The sequence below is a fragment of the Blautia sp. OF03-13 genome, assembly GCF_003460685.1.
Classification (GTDB): Bacteria; Bacillota; Clostridia; order Lachnospirales; family Lachnospiraceae; genus Fusicatenibacter; species Fusicatenibacter saccharivorans.
This window is the reverse complement of sequence record NZ_QTVR01000001.1, coordinates 170,978-187,505: the sequence shown is the minus strand read 5'-3', so window position 1 is coordinate 187,505 and position 16,528 is coordinate 170,978. Positions and strand designations below refer to the sequence as shown.

The 16,528-nt window shown below is 44.7% G+C and carries 12 protein-coding genes and 3 pseudogenes; 13 read left to right on the top strand and 2 right to left on the bottom strand.

Annotated features, from left to right (window positions below; all coding sequences use genetic code 11):
• Positions 1-74: 74 nt before the first annotated feature.
• Positions 75-1,514 carry a tRNA (N6-isopentenyl adenosine(37)-C2)-methylthiotransferase MiaB gene (gene miaB / locus DXA55_RS00855; protein ID WP_117812852.1) on the bottom strand — a complete coding sequence of 480 codons (1,440 nt, stop codon included), beginning with the start codon at positions 1,512-1,514 and terminating at the stop codon, positions 75-77.
• Between the two features lie 684 nt (positions 1,515-2,198).
• Between miaB and DXA55_RS00850 the strand changes: the two genes are divergently transcribed.
• From DXA55_RS00850 to DXA55_RS17445, 10 genes and pseudogenes are all read left to right on the top strand, one after another.
• Positions 2,199-2,699 (top strand): TRAP transporter small permease, encoded by a 501-nt coding sequence (locus tag DXA55_RS00850; RefSeq protein WP_117812851.1) that lies wholly within the window; start codon positions 2,199-2,201, stop codon positions 2,697-2,699.
• Complete coding sequence (locus tag DXA55_RS00845; RefSeq protein WP_117812808.1) at positions 2,696-6,070, top strand: TRAP transporter large permease subunit; 3,375 nt, start codon at positions 2,696-2,698, stop codon at positions 6,068-6,070. Before DXA55_RS00850 ends, DXA55_RS00845 begins: the two co-directional genes overlap by 4 nt.
• Positions 6,071-6,375: 305 nt before the next feature.
• Entirely contained in the window at positions 6,376-7,770 is a 1,395-nt protein-coding gene (locus DXA55_RS00840) for a hypothetical protein (RefSeq protein ID WP_117812807.1), read from the top strand.
• A gap of 306 nt (positions 7,771-8,076) precedes the next feature.
• Positions 8,077-8,457: a hypothetical protein gene (locus tag DXA55_RS00835; RefSeq protein ID WP_199605731.1), complete on the top strand. Its 381-nt coding sequence runs from the start codon at positions 8,077-8,079 to the stop codon at positions 8,455-8,457.
• Positions 8,450-9,613: pseudogene (locus DXA55_RS00830) on the top strand (PD-(D/E)XK nuclease domain-containing protein); the annotation flags it as partial. The gene DXA55_RS00835 and the pseudogene DXA55_RS00830, both read left to right, overlap by 8 nt.
• A gap of 117 nt (positions 9,614-9,730) precedes the next feature.
• Positions 9,731-9,937, top strand: coding sequence for a hypothetical protein (locus DXA55_RS18020; RefSeq protein WP_278308996.1), 207 nt, complete (start codon positions 9,731-9,733; stop codon positions 9,935-9,937).
• A 14-nt stretch (positions 9,938-9,951) separates the two neighbouring features.
• Positions 9,952-10,779 (top strand): ATP-binding protein, encoded by an 828-nt coding sequence (locus DXA55_RS00825; protein WP_278308995.1) that lies wholly within the window; start codon positions 9,952-9,954, stop codon positions 10,777-10,779.
• Positions 10,772-13,036 carry a S8 family peptidase gene (locus tag DXA55_RS00820; RefSeq protein WP_117812806.1) on the top strand — a complete coding sequence of 755 codons (2,265 nt, stop codon included), beginning with the start codon at positions 10,772-10,774 and terminating at the stop codon, positions 13,034-13,036. The genes DXA55_RS00825 and DXA55_RS00820 overlap by 8 nt, the downstream gene beginning before the upstream one ends.
• A 24-nt stretch (positions 13,037-13,060) precedes the next feature.
• Positions 13,061-13,918, top strand: a complete 858-nt coding sequence (locus tag DXA55_RS00815; protein WP_242998325.1) for a U32 family peptidase — start codon at positions 13,061-13,063, stop codon at positions 13,916-13,918.
• Positions 13,876-14,085, top strand: a complete 210-nt coding sequence (locus tag DXA55_RS17445) for a hypothetical protein (RefSeq protein ID WP_242998324.1) — start codon at positions 13,876-13,878, stop codon at positions 14,083-14,085. The genes DXA55_RS00815 and DXA55_RS17445 overlap by 43 nt, the downstream gene beginning before the upstream one ends.
• 140 nt (positions 14,086-14,225) lie before the next feature.
• On the opposite strand, the pseudogene DXA55_RS19085 reads toward DXA55_RS17445, so the two are convergent.
• Positions 14,226-14,411, bottom strand: a pseudogene (locus DXA55_RS19085) (DUF6783 domain-containing protein).
• Here DXA55_RS19085 and DXA55_RS19080 point away from each other — a divergent pair.
• From DXA55_RS19080 to DXA55_RS00800, 3 genes and pseudogenes are all read left to right on the top strand, one after another.
• Positions 14,379-14,498 (top strand): annotated as a pseudogene (locus DXA55_RS19080) (DUF6783 domain-containing protein); the annotation flags it as partial. The pseudogenes DXA55_RS19085 and DXA55_RS19080 sit on opposite strands and share 33 nt — an antisense overlap.
• 79 nt (positions 14,499-14,577) lie before the next feature.
• Positions 14,578-14,790, top strand: a complete 213-nt coding sequence (locus tag DXA55_RS00805) for a ferrous iron transport protein A (protein WP_022461118.1) — start codon at positions 14,578-14,580, stop codon at positions 14,788-14,790.
• 229 nt (positions 14,791-15,019) lie between these two features.
• Entirely contained in the window at positions 15,020-16,258 is a 1,239-nt protein-coding gene (locus tag DXA55_RS00800; RefSeq protein ID WP_117812805.1) for an MYG1 family protein, read from the top strand.
• Positions 16,259-16,528 lie beyond the last annotated feature (270 nt).

Genomic DNA, 16,528 nt, shown 5'->3' with positions numbered 1-16,528 from the left:
ATAAAAATCCCGGATTCTGGATACCTGCCGTAAAAGCAGGAACCGAAAATCCGGGATTTTTGTTTTTGAAAGATTTAGTTGTTTTCCACCGGTGTTCCCATGTAATAGAAACCGCGGCACTCATCCAGATATACATTCTGCAGCGTGCCGATCAGGGAAGCATCACCTTTGAAATGAACGAGCGTATTGTTACTCATACGGCCGGTCACAAGGGACGGATCCTGTTCATTGATGCTCTCGACGAGAACTTCTTGAACTGTGTGGGTATGTCTTGCCGTTACCTCACGGGAGATTTCCTGTACTTCAGCAAGAAGACGGTCGAAACGGTCCTTCACAACATCGACCGGAATCTGATCCTCCATAGCGGCAGCCGGTGTTCCTGTTCTTCGGGAATACTGGAAGGTAAAGGCGCTGTCGTAGCGGACCTTACGTACCACATCCATCGTTTCGAGAAAATCTTCCTCTGTCTCGCCAGGGAAACCGACGATGATATCGGTTGTCAGGGAGACATCCGGTACTTTCGCGCGGATGCGGTCAACAAGGTCAAGATACTGCTCTTTCGTGTAGCGGCGGTTCATCAGCTTTAAGATGCGGCTGCTTCCGGACTGGAGCGGGAGATGAAGATGGAGGCAGACCTTTTCGCAGTCGCGCATCGCATCGATCAGCTCCTCAGAGAGATCCTTCGGGTGGGAGGTCATGAAACGGATGCGTTTCAGCCCTTCGATTTTATTAACCTCGCGCAGAAGCTGGGCAAACGTCATCGGCTCCTCAAGATTCTTTCCGTAAGAGTTGACGTTCTGACCGAGCAGCATGATCTCCACAACGCCGTCTGCAACGAGGCGTTTGATCTCTGCAACGATTTCCTCCGGCTTCCGGCTGCGCTCGCGGCCGCGCACATACGGTACGATACAGTAGCTGCAGAAGTTGTTGCAACCGAACATGATATTGACACCGGATTTGAACGGATATTTCCGGTCAACCGGAAGATTTTCCACGATCTTGTCGGTATCTTTCCAGATATCGATCACCATGCGGTCCTCGGTCATACAACGGACAAGGTATTCAGCGAAGCGGTAGATATTGTGGGTTCCGAAAATCAGGTTAACGAAATGATAGCTTTTTTTGAGCTTTTCGACAACGAGCGGCTCCTGCATCATGCATCCGCAGAGGGAGATGATCATGCCCGGATTTTTCTTTTTGTATTTGCCAAGCTGTCCGAGACGGCCGTAGACGCGAAGATTGGCGTTTTCACGGACGGTACAGGTATTGTAAACGACAAAGTCAGCATCCTCGGTCTCCACAATGTGGTAGCCGACGGTTTCCAGGATTCCCTCGAGCTTTTCAGAATCGCGGGCGTTCATCTGGCATCCGAATGTTGTGATACAGGCAGTCAGGAATTCTTTGCCGTTTTTTTTCGCGCGTTCTGGGACGAGCTGCTGTTTTAAGAGCGCCATAAAGTAATACTGGCGCTGCGGTTCTGCTTCCGGAGCCGGGAGTGTGATATCAACGTCCATCAGGTCGATGCCGGAAACCTCTGCATCCGGAATCGTTCTAAGATCTATTTTCATAGTTGCTGTTCCTCTTTTCTGGGTAGTAAAAATCGTGGCAGAATGCCGAGAAAAAAGACCCGTCGCATCGGATCTTATCTGTCTGTTATTTTATCGTATCTGTGGGAAAATAGCAAGAAAAAAAGGTGCTGCAATCGAAACAGAACACCAAACCGAAAATTTTACGGTTTTTCAAAATTATAACAAAATTTCAGAACCAATTCTTGACAAATGACAAAAATCGCGCTAAAATTACAGCCATCGTGTAAGATAAATTCTGGGAAGAGAAAAAGTAAATGCGGAAAAAGCGTTTGCAGAGAGCTGTCGGAGAAGGTGCGAGACAGCAGCGTGTCCGGATTGAACATCATCTCGGAGAAGGGAAACCCAAAGAACTGTTTTTATTGTTTCATTAAGATAAAGACAGGATTCCAGTAGGTTTTCACGGGAGTTTCCCGTTACAGAAACCGCGTATGCTTGTGCGTGTATTCGTACTTGTTTCAAAGGAGAGACAAGGGTGGTTTGCGGAAAAAATATGGTCCGTCCCTGGTTATCGTGGGGCGGCTTTTTTTATGCAGAAATACCGGTAATACAGCCTGGCAAGAAACAAATCCTGCTGCAAAACACGCGCAGACAGGAAAAGGGAGGAAACATATGAAAGTGTACAAAAAAATCATGAACGGCGTGGCATTTGTCGAGAAATTGATTCTTGTGCTGTCCACGATCCTGATTGTTGTGCTTACGGTCGGAAATGTCCTGTCCCGTAAGATTCTGCATCAATCCTGGTCATTTACCGAGGAACTCGTTGTTGCGGTATTTGTCCTGATTACACTTCTCGCAGCAGCGCTCGCTGCCCGTGACGGAGAGCTGGTCAATCTTTCTTTACTGCCGGACCGTCTTTCAGAAAAAGCGAGAAGAATTCTGCTGGTGGTCAACACAGCTTTCAGTGTTGCATTTACCGCAGTCCTGTTTAAATACGGCATGGACAAGGTTCTGACCCAGCTTGCCAACGGAAAGAGAACGTTCGTTTTAAACTGGCCGGAATGGATTTTCTGGTCTTTCGTACCGATCGGCGCAGCCTGCATGACGCTGCACATGATCGAATATCTGATTGATACATTCGTAAAAGCAAAAGAGGAGGGACAGAAAAAATGATCAGTGCAATTCTTTTTCTTTCATTCTTTGTTTTTCTGATCCTTGGTATCCCGATTGGCATCTGCCTTGGTCTGTCTTCGATCTGCGCGATCCTGTACTCCGGTACATCCCTGACCATCGTAGCAACCAATATGTATTCCGGTATCAGTAAATTTTTGCTCCTTGCCATTCCGTTCTTTGTACTGTCCGGAAACATTATGGCAAAAGCGGGCATTTCCAAACGACTGATTCGTTTCGTCGACACCTGCGTCGGCCATAAAAAGGGCGGTATCGCGATCGTATGCGTTATCGTAGCCTGCTTCTTTGGCGCGATTTCCGGTTCCGGTCCGGCAACCGTAGCAGCACTTGGTATGGTTCTGATCCCTGCCATGATTGAGCGAGGCGGATTTTCTGCTCCGTTTTCCACAGCCCTGATGGCGACGGCAAGTTCGATTGCGATCGTCATACCGCCGAGTATTGCATTCGTTGTTTATGCATCCATCACAGGCGTATCCATTGCCGATATGTTCACAGCAGGTATCGTTCCTGGTATTCTGATGGGTGTGGCCCTTGTCATCGTTGTTCTTCTGGAGGCAAAGAAACACAACATTCAGCCGACCCAGAAAAAAGCAACAGCCAAAGAAAGATGGGATGCCTTTAAAGATGCTTTCTGGGGATTCTTAATGCCGGTCATCATCCTTGGCGGTATCTATGGAAGTGTTTTCACCCCGACCGAGGCAGCTGCCGTTTCCGTTGTATACGGTCTGTTTGTCGGAATCTTTATTTATAAAGAGATCAAACTGAAAGACCTGTGGGATCTGATGGTAGATTCTGCCAAAACAACCGGTGGAATTATGCTGATCGTCGCAAGTGCTTCTCTGTTCTCCTTTGTCTGCACAAAGTTTGGTATTGCGCAGGCAGCATCGGATCTTCTTGGAAGCGTTGCTCATAACCAGTTTGTATTCCTTCTGATTGTCAATATCATTTTCCTGATTGCAGGATGCTTTATCGATGCAAACTCTGCGATGTACATTTTCATCCCGATTATGCTTCCGGTCTGCAAAGCCCTTGGCTATGACCTGGTAGCATTCGGTATCGTGGCAACCGTCAACCTGGCCATCGGACAGGTAACTCCGCCGGTTGGTGTCAACCTGTTTGTTGCCATTTCCGTAAAACTGAAAAAAGGAATGGAAGTTACCATTCAGCAGATTTCCAAAGCCGTTATGCCAATGATCGCAGCATCGGTAGCAGTTCTGCTTCTGATTACGTATGTTCCGCAGATTTCTACGTTCCTTCCAAAAGCACTGGCAAAAGACGGAGCTTATACCGGAACGGTAGCTGCAGCAACGAATTCCGATACTTCCAGTGGCGATGGTGCGGATGGCAGCACAGCAGGAAATTCCTCCGGCAATGAGGATTACAATGATATCGCTGATTACAGTGACCTTGGATGGGAAGAGCAGACCTGGAACTTTACCTGCTCCACCACCGAGAACAGTACCTGGGCAGAAGGCGGACGCAAGTTCGGCGAGCTCATGGAAAAAGCAACCGGCGGCAAGATCAAAGTCAATGTATACGCCGCAGACCAGCTGACCAACGGAAACCAGTCTGAGGGAATCCAGGCACTGATGAACGGAGACCCGGTACAGATTTCGATGCACAGCAACCTGATTTACTCTGCGTTTGACCCGAGATTTAACGTCGTATCTCTTCCGTTCCTGTTTGATTCGGTAGAAGATGCGGATGCCAAACTGGACGGCGAGGCAGGCAAAAAATTAAAAGCAATCCTCGATGAGTACGGCCTGCACTGCATGGGAATCGCCGAGAACGGTTTCCGCCAGCTGACCAACAGCAAGCAGGAAGTAAAAACCGTCGATGATATGAAAAACCTGAAAATCCGTGTAGCAGGAAGTAACCTGCTGATGGAGTGCTACAAACGCTGGGGCGCCGATGCGACCAACATGAACTGGTCCGAGACCTACACCGCCCTGCAGCAGAAAACCGTAGAAGGCCAGGAGAATCCGCTGCCGGCTATCGACGCAGCCAGCGTACAGGAAGTACAGCCGTACTGCTCGATGTGGAATGCGATTTATGACTGCCTGTTCTTCTGCATTAACGGAGATATCTATAACAATCTGACTCCAGAACAGCAGAAAGTTGTCGATGAGGCCGGACAGAAAGCCGTCGATTACGAACGTGCGATCAACCGTGCCGGTGACGATGAGATCATGAACCGCTGGCAGAACGAGAACGGTGTCAAGATCACAAAATACGAAGATATGGACATCGATTCCTTTAAACAGGCGGTAGATGGCGTGGATGAGTGGTATCAGAAGGAACTGGAAAGCGCAGGTTATGACGATGCCAAAGATCTGATTGAAGCCTTTACAAAGAAAGATACATCTTCTGCAAGCACCTACGATGTAGAAGACAGAAGCGATCTCGACTGGCCGGAGCAGACCTGGAACTTCACCTGCTCCACGACAGAAACCAGTACCTGGGCAGAAGGCGGCCGGAAGTTCGGTGAGCTGATTGAAAAAGCAACCGGCGGCAAGATCAAAGTCAACGTATATGCCGCAGACCAGCTGACCAACGGAAACCAGTCCGAGGGTATCCAGGCACTGATCGATGGAGATCCGGTACAGATTTCAATGCACAGCAACCTGATTTACTCTGCCTTTGACCCGAGATTTAACGTCGTATCCCTTCCGTTCCTGTTTGATTCCGTAGAAGATGCGGATGCCAAACTGGACGGCGAGGCAGGCGAAAAATTAAAAGAGATCCTTGATGAGTACGGCCTGCACTGCATGGGAATCGCTGAGAACGGTTTCCGTCAGCTGACCAACAGCAAGCAGGAAGTAAAAACCGTCGATGACATGAAAAACCTGAAAATCCGTGTGGCAGGAAGCAACCTGCTGATGGAATGTTACAAACGCTGGGGCGCCGATGCCACCAACATGAACTGGTCCGAGACCTACACGGCCCTGCAGCAGAAAACCGTAGAAGGCCAGGAAAATCCGCTTCCGGCTATCGATGCAGCAAGCGTACAGGAAGTACAGCCGTACTGCTCGATGTGGAATGCAATTTATGACTGTCTGTTCTTCTGCATCAACGGAGATATTTACGACAGCATGACACCGGAGCAGCAGGAAGTGATCGATGAGTGCGGACGTCTGGCAACACAGTACGAGCGTGAAATCAACCGCGCCGGTGATGATGAAATCATGAACCGCTGGCAGAATGAAAATGGTGTTACCATTACCAATTCTGAGGATATGGACATCGATTCCTTCAAACAGGCGGTAGACGGCGTGGACGAGTGGTATCAGAAAGAACTGGAAGGACAGGGATATGATGATGCCAAAGAGCTGATTGAGACGTTTACAAAATAGGCAGGTTCGCAGATGTTTCTACAGGCTTTGCCGGGTCTGATGGAAAAATAATGCAGCCAGACTACATATGGTAGAAAATAAAAATCCATCTATAACTGGGAGGTCTCTGATGAGACTGCGCCTGGGTATGGATGGATTTTTTTCTACTATAATTGGGAATTGCATTTTGGAAAGGATATCGCAGATTATGCTTGTGCTTTTGAATCGTATTTCGGGATTGCGTTTGAATGAAAAACAGGTATACTAAATCGTAATTGAAATATTTTTTTATCTGGAATATATCGGGAAATGGGAGATTTGAATACATGAAACAAAAAAAGCAATGTGAAACAGAAATTGATCAATGGCCATGGATTTCCATGCTGCCGTTCGGAATCCTGGCGGGATACTGGGGAGATAAGGAAGTGCGGATCACGGCAATTTCGGAATATGGCTTTCAGACCCGCATTGCGGCACCGGCCACAGTTGAGCAGAAAAACGCACCGTGGGAACTGGCATTTTACGATCAGAAAACGGCATCCTACCAGCGGATTTTTCTTCGTGATGTGACTTTTCTGCAGGAAAAAGAGGAAGATTTTGATGTTGTTTATACCTTCGCCACGGAACAGGAAGATTATCAAAATGCGGTACAGCGCCTTGCCCTGCAATACAGCCAGTATATTCGCTGGAAAATGGAGGACGATGATGCCGCGCTTGCAGAAGAGATGACAGGATATCCTGCGGAGCAGGACGCGTTTCATCTGGAAAGTCTGGAAGAGCAGAAAAAAGTATGGTTTTCCGGAATTACGAAGGAAACCTTTGTGGCATTGCAAAATAGTGCTGCCGGATCCGGGCAGCCGATTGAGCTGGCGCTCGAACTGGACCGGCCGGAATGGTATAAGGCGTATCTTTCGATGGAAAGTGCGGTGTTTTTTGATGCTTATTTTCGGAGAAACCAGATTGCAGATCCGCCGGTTTTTCACCCGGATCGGCTCTATATAGGAAATGCTTTCTGCCCGCATCTGGCACCAACGGAAGAGGAACTGTTCGCACTGATGGATAAAGCCTGCCGGGAGTCGTTTTCAATTACGCTTACGTTTCCATTTTTGCTGGAAGAAAATCTGTCGGAAACACAGCAGCGGCTGCAGCGTCTCGCTGAATGGTGCGAACGAAAGAATAAAGCCGTTGAGCTTGTTGTAAATGACTGGGGAACCGCTCATCTGGCCGCTCATTTTCCTGTGTTTTCCATCTGTCTAGGCATTCTGCTTAATAAGCGAAAAAAAGATCCCAGGATGGCCTACAAGCTGGGAGACCGCACACTATTTGAGAAAAACAGCGTCCACGCGGCATTTTACCGTAAATATTTGAAAGCAGAATTCCAGATCGAGCGGTATGAATGGGAGAGCTGCGGCAATACCGGTACCGGGAAGTTCCCGGAAGGAAAAAACAGTATGCATCTTCCCTTTTATCAGACCAATACCTCGCAGTACTGTCCACTGTACGCAGCGTGCACCAAAGGAAGCTGCAGCGCGCAGATGCCGGTGCGGGAATGCCCGAGGTTTTGCGAAAAACAGGCGTTTTTATATCCGGAGCATCTGCGGATGATTGGGAGATATAATTCACTGTTTGGAATGAATTTGACCGTTTTGCAGGATCCAGAGACGATAGGGAAAATGTATGGGCTGCGTGGGATAGACCGGATTGTAGTGAATTTGTTATAGTGACATCTTAAGAAGCATGTTCGCAGTTCATATTTCCAACTTGATAGAACTGCCCATTCATGATAAGTTGAAAAACAACAGGAAGGGTGCAGACTTCTCTGAAATATTTTTGAGGAGGTGTATGCACATGGGAAAATTGAGTGTGCTGCAGTTGATGCCAAAATGACGGTTGATCAGCTTCAGAAAATGATGGAGAACGCAACGGTATAATACGAATGTATCAAATTTTATGAGGCTTCATTTGCGAGAGTGGGGTCTCTTTTATGCTGATTTGAATCTATTTTCCAAAGAAGAAGGTTAATACCTATGAGAATACTATTTTGCAATATTGCATGGATGAATTATTATAAAGGAATTGTATGGGGAAAAGACGAACCGCAAAATGGAGGTTCCTATGTAAAAGAAACTCTTGACGCACATGAAAAATACAATTTTGAAGCAATACCGCTTACAGAAGAATCCGGATATCCGAAAGGGGAATATTGTCTTGGCTTTGTGGAGACAAAGTCAACCAATAAAGAAACTCGAAATCAGTTAAGAATTGAGAAGATTTATGACTGTGAGGGCATGAATGAGGAAACTTCGGTGGATGATGTGCTTGTCGTATATTGTGCATTGTATCCGGATGCAATAGAAAAAGAAACGTATGTAGTTGGCTGGTATAAACATGCAACCGTTTTTGATTGATGAGTACGATGTTCCTCTCGACAAAGCGTTTCAGCATGGATACTATAAAGAAATGGTTTCACTGATTCGTGGATTGTTCGGACAGGCGCTGAAGACGAATGATGATCTGCAATTTGCTGTACTGACAGGATGTCTCCGGGTTTCCAAAGAAAGTATCTTTACAGGATTGAACAACTTCAAAGTTTATGCAGCAGACGACGTTCGCTATGATGAAGAGTTCGGCTTTACGAATGAAGAGGTAAAAAAACTTCTTGCAAATTACAATCTGCAGGAACATTTCGAGAAAGTGAAAGAGTGGTATGACGGTTATCATTTCGGCGGCGCAGATATCTATTGTCCCTGGGATGTGATTAACTATGTGGACGATTTATTGAGTGATCCAAATGTACAGCCTAAGTCCTATTGGATCAACAGCAGCGGAAATGATCTTGTGAAACGCTTTATTGAACAGGCTGATATCACGACAAAAGACGAAATCGAACAGTTGATTGCGGGAAATGCAGTTGAAAAGAGAATTCGTTCGGATTTGACGTATGACAAAATTGATAACAGCATCGACAACATATGGAGTGTGCTTTTCACAACCGGATATCTCACACGGCTTGGAAAAGCTGACAATGGCGTGTACAAGCTGATCATTCCGAATCAGGAAATCCGCGAAGTTTTTGTTCAGCAGATCCGTGAATGGTTTAATCAGATCGTTGCGAACAACAGAGCATCTACAGATAAAATCAATCAGAGATTTCTGGAAGGAGAGGCGGAGACGATCCAGCAGGAACTGACGATGTTTCTCGGAGAAACGATCCGTGTTTTCGATACAAAGGCACGGAACGAAGAAAAAGAAATTTTTTATCACGGCATTTTGCTTGGCATTTTGAAGAACTATTCTGGCTGGGTTGTGAAATCAAACAGAGAATCCGGAGATGGTTTTGCGGATATTCTGCTCAAACCGAAAAATCCGGATGCGGGAATCATAGTGGAATTGAAATACGTCCGTTCTCTGAATGATCTCGATCAGGCGTGTGAAAGAGCGCTGGAACAGATCGAGGATCGCAGATACGATACAGAACTTCGCGAAGATGGACGAAATGACATTCTTGCGTATGGAATTGCATTCTGTAGGAAACGGTGTAAAGTGGTGGTTAAAAATCTATAAACAAAAAGTAGCCTATGGGGGCTGCTTTTTTGTTACAAAAGATAAACTGTCCCAATATTGACAAAATTGTCCCAACGTGATATAAAAAGGACAGCGAATAAAAATGGGGTGCATAGTATGAAGAAGAAAAGTGTTATAAGTTTAATTAAGTATTATACCGAAAAAAATGATGTTGGTTTTCGCAGTGAAGCTTATGAAATAGCAAAGGATTTTGATGCATCCGGCGATTATCAACTGGCTGAGTATATTATGTCATTATTATCAAATGCTAATACGTTTGTGCCGCAGGTATCAGAGAATGTTTCTCCTTTTTTTGAAAAATAGAAGCGAATACGGATATGTTATTACTTCCGGATGAAATTACAGGTGATTTAATAGGGATAGTTAATGCAATTGATCATCACATTGGAATTAATAAGTTCCTTTTTCAGGGAGCGCCTGGAACAGGAAAAACGGAAGCAGTAAAACAATTGGCAAGAATCTTAAACAGAGAGATTTTTATGGTGGATTTTTCTTCTGTTATAGATAGTAAGCTTGGTCAGACACAGAAGAATCTGTCTATGTTATTTAAAGAAATCAACCAATTTGCTCAACCGGATAAGGTGATTGTTCTATTTGACGAAATCGATGCATTGGCATTGGATCGCACGAACCAAAACGATTTAAGAGAAATGGGGCGGGCTACATCAACAATGTTAAAAGAGTTTGACCGAATGAATGAAGATGTTGTTTTGATTGCAACAACAAATCTTTACCAGTATTTTGACAGGGCATTGATAAGAAGGTTTGATTCTGTGATTGATTTTAACCGCTATTCGCAGGAAGATCTTCTTTCTATTGCTGAGCAAATGCTGGATCGTTATCTGGATAAGCTGAAACTTGCAAATAGAGATATTCGCCTGTTTCGGAAAATTATGAAATTGATGTCCAAATTACCATATCCAGGCGAACTGAAAAATTTGATCAGGACGTCGGTTGCCTTTAGTAATCCGAAAGACGGCATGGATTATTTTAGACGGTTATACTATGCAGTATGTAATGAAAAACCAGACGATCTGAAAAAACTGCAGAGTCAGAAATTCACAGTGAGAGAAATGGAAATATTGGTTGGACGTTCCAAAAGCAGCGTGGCTCGTGATTTAAAAGAAGGTGTAAGGGATGAATAGTATTTTACAGTTAAAAGGAAGATTCGAACAAAGATCAAATCGTTCCAGACCGGGATCACCTAAGCTTCCAAAAGGGAAAAGTGTTTCTGCATCACATTTACGTGAGTTGGAAAAGCAGCTGGAAAGAATACTTGTATATTGGACGGAAAACAAGGATATTCGTGGTGCCCTGGTAAGTGTACATTATAAGCATATTGTTGCCAAAAGCAACCGGTTGAAAATTCTACTGTCAGAAAATGGAAAATCGCCGACAGAATCAATTCGAGGGGCCAAATTTGTCTGGGAGCCAGATCAAAAAGGAAATGAAGTGCAAAAACATGTTTTTACGCATTTTGTTTCCTTGCAGGCAATTGAAAAATCTATCGATGTTTTAAAAAAGACAGCGTCCATCATAGAACAGTATTATAAAGGTTCTGTTCCTAGTGAAGTAATAGAAGAATTAGGTGAAAAATATCATTTTAATGAAGTACCCAAAACCAGTTTTCTGAAAACCGTGGTTGACGGCTTTTATGTGGAACGATTTGATATTGACAGAGCAACAGAGGAAATAACAGAAGAAGCAATCATTACCATCTATCAGACAGGGGTGGATACAAAAAGACTTCTTTCAAAATTCGGAATTGATATTGTAGATGATCGCATCATAGACGGAACTACTTTAAGACTGAATCCAGACGAAGTTAAATTGCTATATAACAATGCGTCGTATCTGATCGCTATGGGAGTTACAGACTTCTCTGAGATTTCAAGAGACGATGTGTTAGATGCGTATGAGGATATGGAAGAGGAGGCCGGATTATTAATCCCACATCCACAGAACGAACCGGTCATAGGTGTGATAGATACACAGTTCAATGAAAAAGTGTATTTTCACGAGTGGGTTGAATATAAAAATCTTTTGGATCCTAATATTCCTCTGTCCAGGAAAGATTATGAACACGGAACAGCTGTCAGCTATATTATCGTAGATGGTCCACAGGGAAACCCGGAGCTTGCGGATGGCTGTGGCAGATTTCGTGTAAGACATTTTGGCGTGGCAACAAATAACGGATTTAGTTCTTTTACTGTTCTGAAAATGATCCGAAATATTGTTGCGTCTAATCGAGATATTAAAATCTGGAATTTATCGCTGGGGTCAAAGCTTGAAATCAAACCAAATTTTATTTCGCCGGAGGCTGCAGAGCTGGATCGTATTCAGAGTGAATATGATGTTATTTTTGTGGTAGCAGGTACAAATATTCCGGCAGGAGTTACCAAAAAGAATATGAGAATTGGATCTCCGGCAGATTCCCTGAATTCTATGGTGGTTAATGCTGTGGATTTTGCAGGAAATTCTGCTTCTTATACCAGGATTGGACCTGTTCTGTCGTTTTTTCATAAACCGGATGTCAGTTATTATGGTGGTGATGGAACGGTCTATACAGATAAAATGGTGGTATGCAAAGACGATATGGGAGCAGCATACGTAGCGGGAACTTCATTTGCAGCGCCATGGATTTCACGTAAACTGGCATATTTGATTCATATTATGGGATTAAGCCGGGAAGTGGCGAAAGCATTGCTGATTGATGCAGCTGCCGGATGGAATCGAAGAGATGATATTTCACATAGAATCGGATATGGTGTTGTGCCAAAGCATATTAATGAGGTTTTAAAAACACCGGATGATGAAATACGTTTCATTATGACAGGGGCATCGGAGGAATATGAAACTTATACTTATAATCTGCCAGTGCCTGTTGTAGATCATGCGCACCCGTTTTATGCAAGAGCTACCCTGGCATATTTTCCACAGTGCGATCGCAAACAGGGTGTTGACTATACGAGTACAGAAATGGATATTCATTTTGGCAGAGTTGTTGCCAAAAGAGGGTCAACCATGATTAAAGCAATTGATGACAATCGACAGTCTGAAGAGAAACAGATTACTTTGTACGAAGAAGATGCAAGAAAAATGTATCGCAAATGGGATAATGTGAAACATATCAGTGAAGAAATAAAAGAAAAAAGGGTTCCCCGAAAGGCTTATGATTCTGGGTTATGGGGACTTAAGATTAATACGAAAGAACGCTTGCAGAAAAGAAAAGATTCTCTTCCGTTTGGTGTGGTTGTAACGTTAAAAGAGATGAATGGAGTAAATCGTATAGACGATTTTGTGAAGATGTGTCTTGCAAGAGGTTGGCTGGTTCAGAGACTTGATATTGAAAATCAGCTGGATTTGTATGCTAAGGCGGAGGAAGAGATTGAATTTGAATGAGGCGCAAGCGAAAGGATTTAACTTATGAAAATCACAGCAGGCCTAGGCTCTATTGATGACTATCCCCGTTACGTCCGCGCTGGAGCAGACGAGCTGTTCTGCGGTTACGTTCCGTTTTCCTGGTCAGAAAAATACGGAACGGTTCTGCCGCTGAATCGGAGAGAGGTCTTAAACTATAATGTACAAATCGGATCGTTCAGTGAACTGGAAATTCTGGCTAATATGGTGCAGAAATATCAGAAGCCGGTGCATTTGACGTTTAATTCACTGTATTACCGGCCGGAGCAGTATGAAGAAATCACGCAGATCATCCAACAGTGCCGCAGCATAGGGTTTGACAGTTATATTCTTGCGGATCCCGCGCTGCTTGTGTACCTGCGAAAAGAAAAGATCGACTGTGAGGTGCATCTGAGCGGGGATTTGGGAACGGTGAATTCTGCGATGACAGAGGTTTTTGCGAAAGAATACCCGAAGAGGATCATTTTCCAGCGCAAAAATACGATCTCGGAAATGCGTGCAGTGATTCGGCATATAACTGCGCAGAAAGAAGCCGCTCGAAAAGAATGGACTTATCCAACGGAGTTCGAGGCATTTGCTTTGAATGAACTGTGCCAGTTCAGTGGTGCTTTCTGCAATTCCCTGCACTGCGATGAAATGGGATATCTTTGCCGGGTTCCTTACTGGAAGAAACCGATGTCGTTTTCAGAATCTAAATTAGAAAAACAAGAAAAAAATCGTCCGGGAGAAAATATTTCTATATCCGAATGGGATTCTGCATCAGAACTGACGAATCCTGTATCGGAAGATGGTTACCTCTGTGGCGCAACCGGCTGCGGCCTGTGTACATTAAAACGCTTTCCGATGCCGGAATCACTCATCTGAAGCTGGTAGGCCGGGGAAATTATACTGATTTTATGGAGCGTGATATCCGAAATCTGCGCCGCACACTGGAGATTCTGGAGGATTCTTCTACGGAAGAAGAATATATCCGAGCGATGAAAGCAGAGCTTTTTCCAAATGGATGCAGTCACATGTGCTATGCCAGATAAAATATGTCAATTCTTTCTGAATCTAAAGAGATAGTGGAGAACGTAATGAGAAATGTTTTCCCAGCACGCTTTAATAATTGACATAATGATGAATCGTCTTCTGCGTGATTATTTATAATAATTACGAAATGCGACGAAAATCAACCAGACGCTGCTGAAACGGATCGTGGCCGTAGCTTCGATTGCGATCGCGTGCAGCAAACTCTTTTTCTGATTGAAAAACTAGAGTGTGTTTGAAAAACCATTTCCGCAGCCTGCACGCCCCGCTTTGCGGTATATTTTGCCCTCATTCAGTCGCCGTAGCCCGCTACGCCTCCTTCATTCAGACAAAATCTCCCACAAATTGGAACATGCAGACTACGAAAAGCCTTTTTCAAACACACTCTAGCGCTTTGCACACAAACTTTAGTTAGAAGCGTATCCCAATTGTTCTTATTGACTAAATATTTTCTCAGGGAATACAATATAGAAAAAGTAAAAAGGAGGGATACCATGCAGGCACTTTCAAAGAAAAAAACCGGTGATATCTGTACCATCAAATGGATGTTTGGAATCCCTGATGTTCTGGATTTCCTCCGAAGCCGTAAAATCAAAGAAGGCAGCACCGTACAGGTCATCCAGAGAATAAACGGTGGATTGATCCTTGGCATGGATGGAAAACGGATTGCAATGTGTGATGCAGCTGCAGACCGGATTCAGGTATGAAAGGAAGAAAAATCAAAATGAGCGGAACCTTGGAAGAGGAGCCGCTCATTTTGATTTTCCAAATACCCACAAAAGAATTTTCGTAGATAAGTGTGCAGACTACGGAAATGATTTTTAATAAAGATGTGCCAGGAAGTTTTCAAGTTTTTCTTTACATAGAACCGTTGCGAAACAGCCGCCAGATAGAGTAAAATAGAGCAGATCTTAAGAAAAAGGAAGTTGGAATTTTATGACATTATTAGAACAGATACAAAAAGAACATGCCGCTGCTTTTACGCACGGCGGAAAATTTCATGCGGATGATGTGTTCTCTGCGGCACTGCTTCTGCATTTTAATCCACAGCTTACTATCCAGCGCGGAAATCGTGTGCCGGAGGATTTTGACGGGATTGTTTTTGATATTGGAAGAGGAGAATACGACCATCACCAGAAAGACAGCCGGATCCGGGAAAACCAGGTTCCGTACGCGGCGTTTGGCCTTTTATGGGAGGCACTTGGCACAGAAATTTTAAGTCCGGAGATGGCCGCGCGGTTTGACGAGAAGTTTGTACAGCCGCTCGATCTCAATGATAATACAGGAGAAAAGAATGAACTCGCCAGTATGATCGGCATGTTCAATCCGGTATGGGATGATAACAGCGGAAGCGATGCAGCTTTCCTGGAAGCGGTGGCAGTGGCCGGACGGATTTTGGAACATAAATGGGAGCGTTTTCGTGCGGATGAGCGGGCGGAGCAGCAGTTTGCAGCTCTTCTTGCCGAACACAGGAAGCGGATCGCAGCGGAGAAAAAGGCAGGAACAATGGATGAAAAGATTCTGATTCTGTCGGAATTTTTTCCATGTCAGAAACAGCTTTCCGCGACTGAAATTGCATTTCTGATATTCCCATCGAACCGCGGCGGTTGCTGCGTGCAGCCGGTTCGAAAAGAAAATTCATTCAATTACAAGTATGATTTTCCGGAAACATGGCTTGGCCTGGAAAAAGAAGCACTGCAGGAAGCGACGGGGCTTTCCAATGTGTCTTTCTGCCACAAAGGAGGATTTCTTCTCACCGCAGAAACGCTTGACGCTGCCGTCGCTGCCTGTCGCATCAGCCTTGCGGGAATGCCAAAAGCACCGGTTCTGATCCACATCGGTACCGATGCGATCGATGCGGATGACGCGCTTTTGCGGCAGATGCCGGGCATGGAGCATGCAGTTATTCTTCATAAACCGCTGCCGGAGGCCCCGGAACTGAACATCTGTGGCAGTTATGCCGTGTCATCACTTGAAAAAGCAGAATGGAAGATACGCCTGCGGGAATACCTGTCGGACTTGTTAAAAGAAAAGCCGGAGGCTGTCTGTGTCAGCGGTGATCTCTTTGCGGCCTATCCGGTCATGCACCAGCTCCGCAAGAAACATATTCCGGTTCTGACGGTATCAGAGCAGAATGGAAAACGGCTTCTGATCCGCATTCCGTCCGGTTCCTGAGAATTTACAGAGAATCTCTCTCAATTTCACGCGTTAAACAGAAAAATTCCTCAATATGTGATTTGTTTCTTTGCATCTGCTGTTGTCTGTGATACAATATAGAAAATACGTGAAATTTTTTGCACAATGAAAACGAATGATATCATTTTTGGTTTATCTTCAAAAAAAGAGGCCAGACTTTACAGGAACGATACATTTTTGTGATTTCATCCGAACGGCCTCAAAAGCAGAAAATGGCAGGCAGAAATCGACAAACAGCAGAGAGGAGAG

Excerpts from the sequence above, each read along its gene's own strand:
- miaB (WP_117812852.1), bottom strand. The coding sequence starts at position 1,514 with ATGGACGTTGATATCACACTCCCGGCTCCGGAAGCAGAACCGCAGCGC.
- DXA55_RS00850 (WP_117812851.1), top strand. The coding sequence starts at position 2,199 with ATGAAAGTGTACAAAAAAATCATGAACGGCGTGGCATTTGTCGAGAAA.
- DXA55_RS00845 (WP_117812808.1), top strand. The coding sequence starts at position 2,696 with ATGATCAGTGCAATTCTTTTTCTTTCATTCTTTGTTTTTCTGATCCTT.
- DXA55_RS00840 (WP_117812807.1), top strand. The coding sequence starts at position 6,376 with ATGAAACAAAAAAAGCAATGTGAAACAGAAATTGATCAATGGCCATGG.
- DXA55_RS00835 (WP_199605731.1), top strand. The coding sequence starts at position 8,077 with ATGAGAATACTATTTTGCAATATTGCATGGATGAATTATTATAAAGGA.
- DXA55_RS18020 (WP_278308996.1), top strand. The coding sequence starts at position 9,731 with ATGAAGAAGAAAAGTGTTATAAGTTTAATTAAGTATTATACCGAAAAA.
- DXA55_RS00825 (WP_278308995.1), top strand. The coding sequence starts at position 9,952 with ATGTTATTACTTCCGGATGAAATTACAGGTGATTTAATAGGGATAGTT.
- DXA55_RS00820 (WP_117812806.1), top strand. The coding sequence starts at position 10,772 with ATGAATAGTATTTTACAGTTAAAAGGAAGATTCGAACAAAGATCAAAT.
- DXA55_RS00815 (WP_242998325.1), top strand. The coding sequence starts at position 13,061 with ATGAAAATCACAGCAGGCCTAGGCTCTATTGATGACTATCCCCGTTAC.
- DXA55_RS00805 (WP_022461118.1), top strand. The coding sequence starts at position 14,578 with ATGCAGGCACTTTCAAAGAAAAAAACCGGTGATATCTGTACCATCAAA.
- DXA55_RS00800 (WP_117812805.1), top strand. The coding sequence starts at position 15,020 with ATGACATTATTAGAACAGATACAAAAAGAACATGCCGCTGCTTTTACG.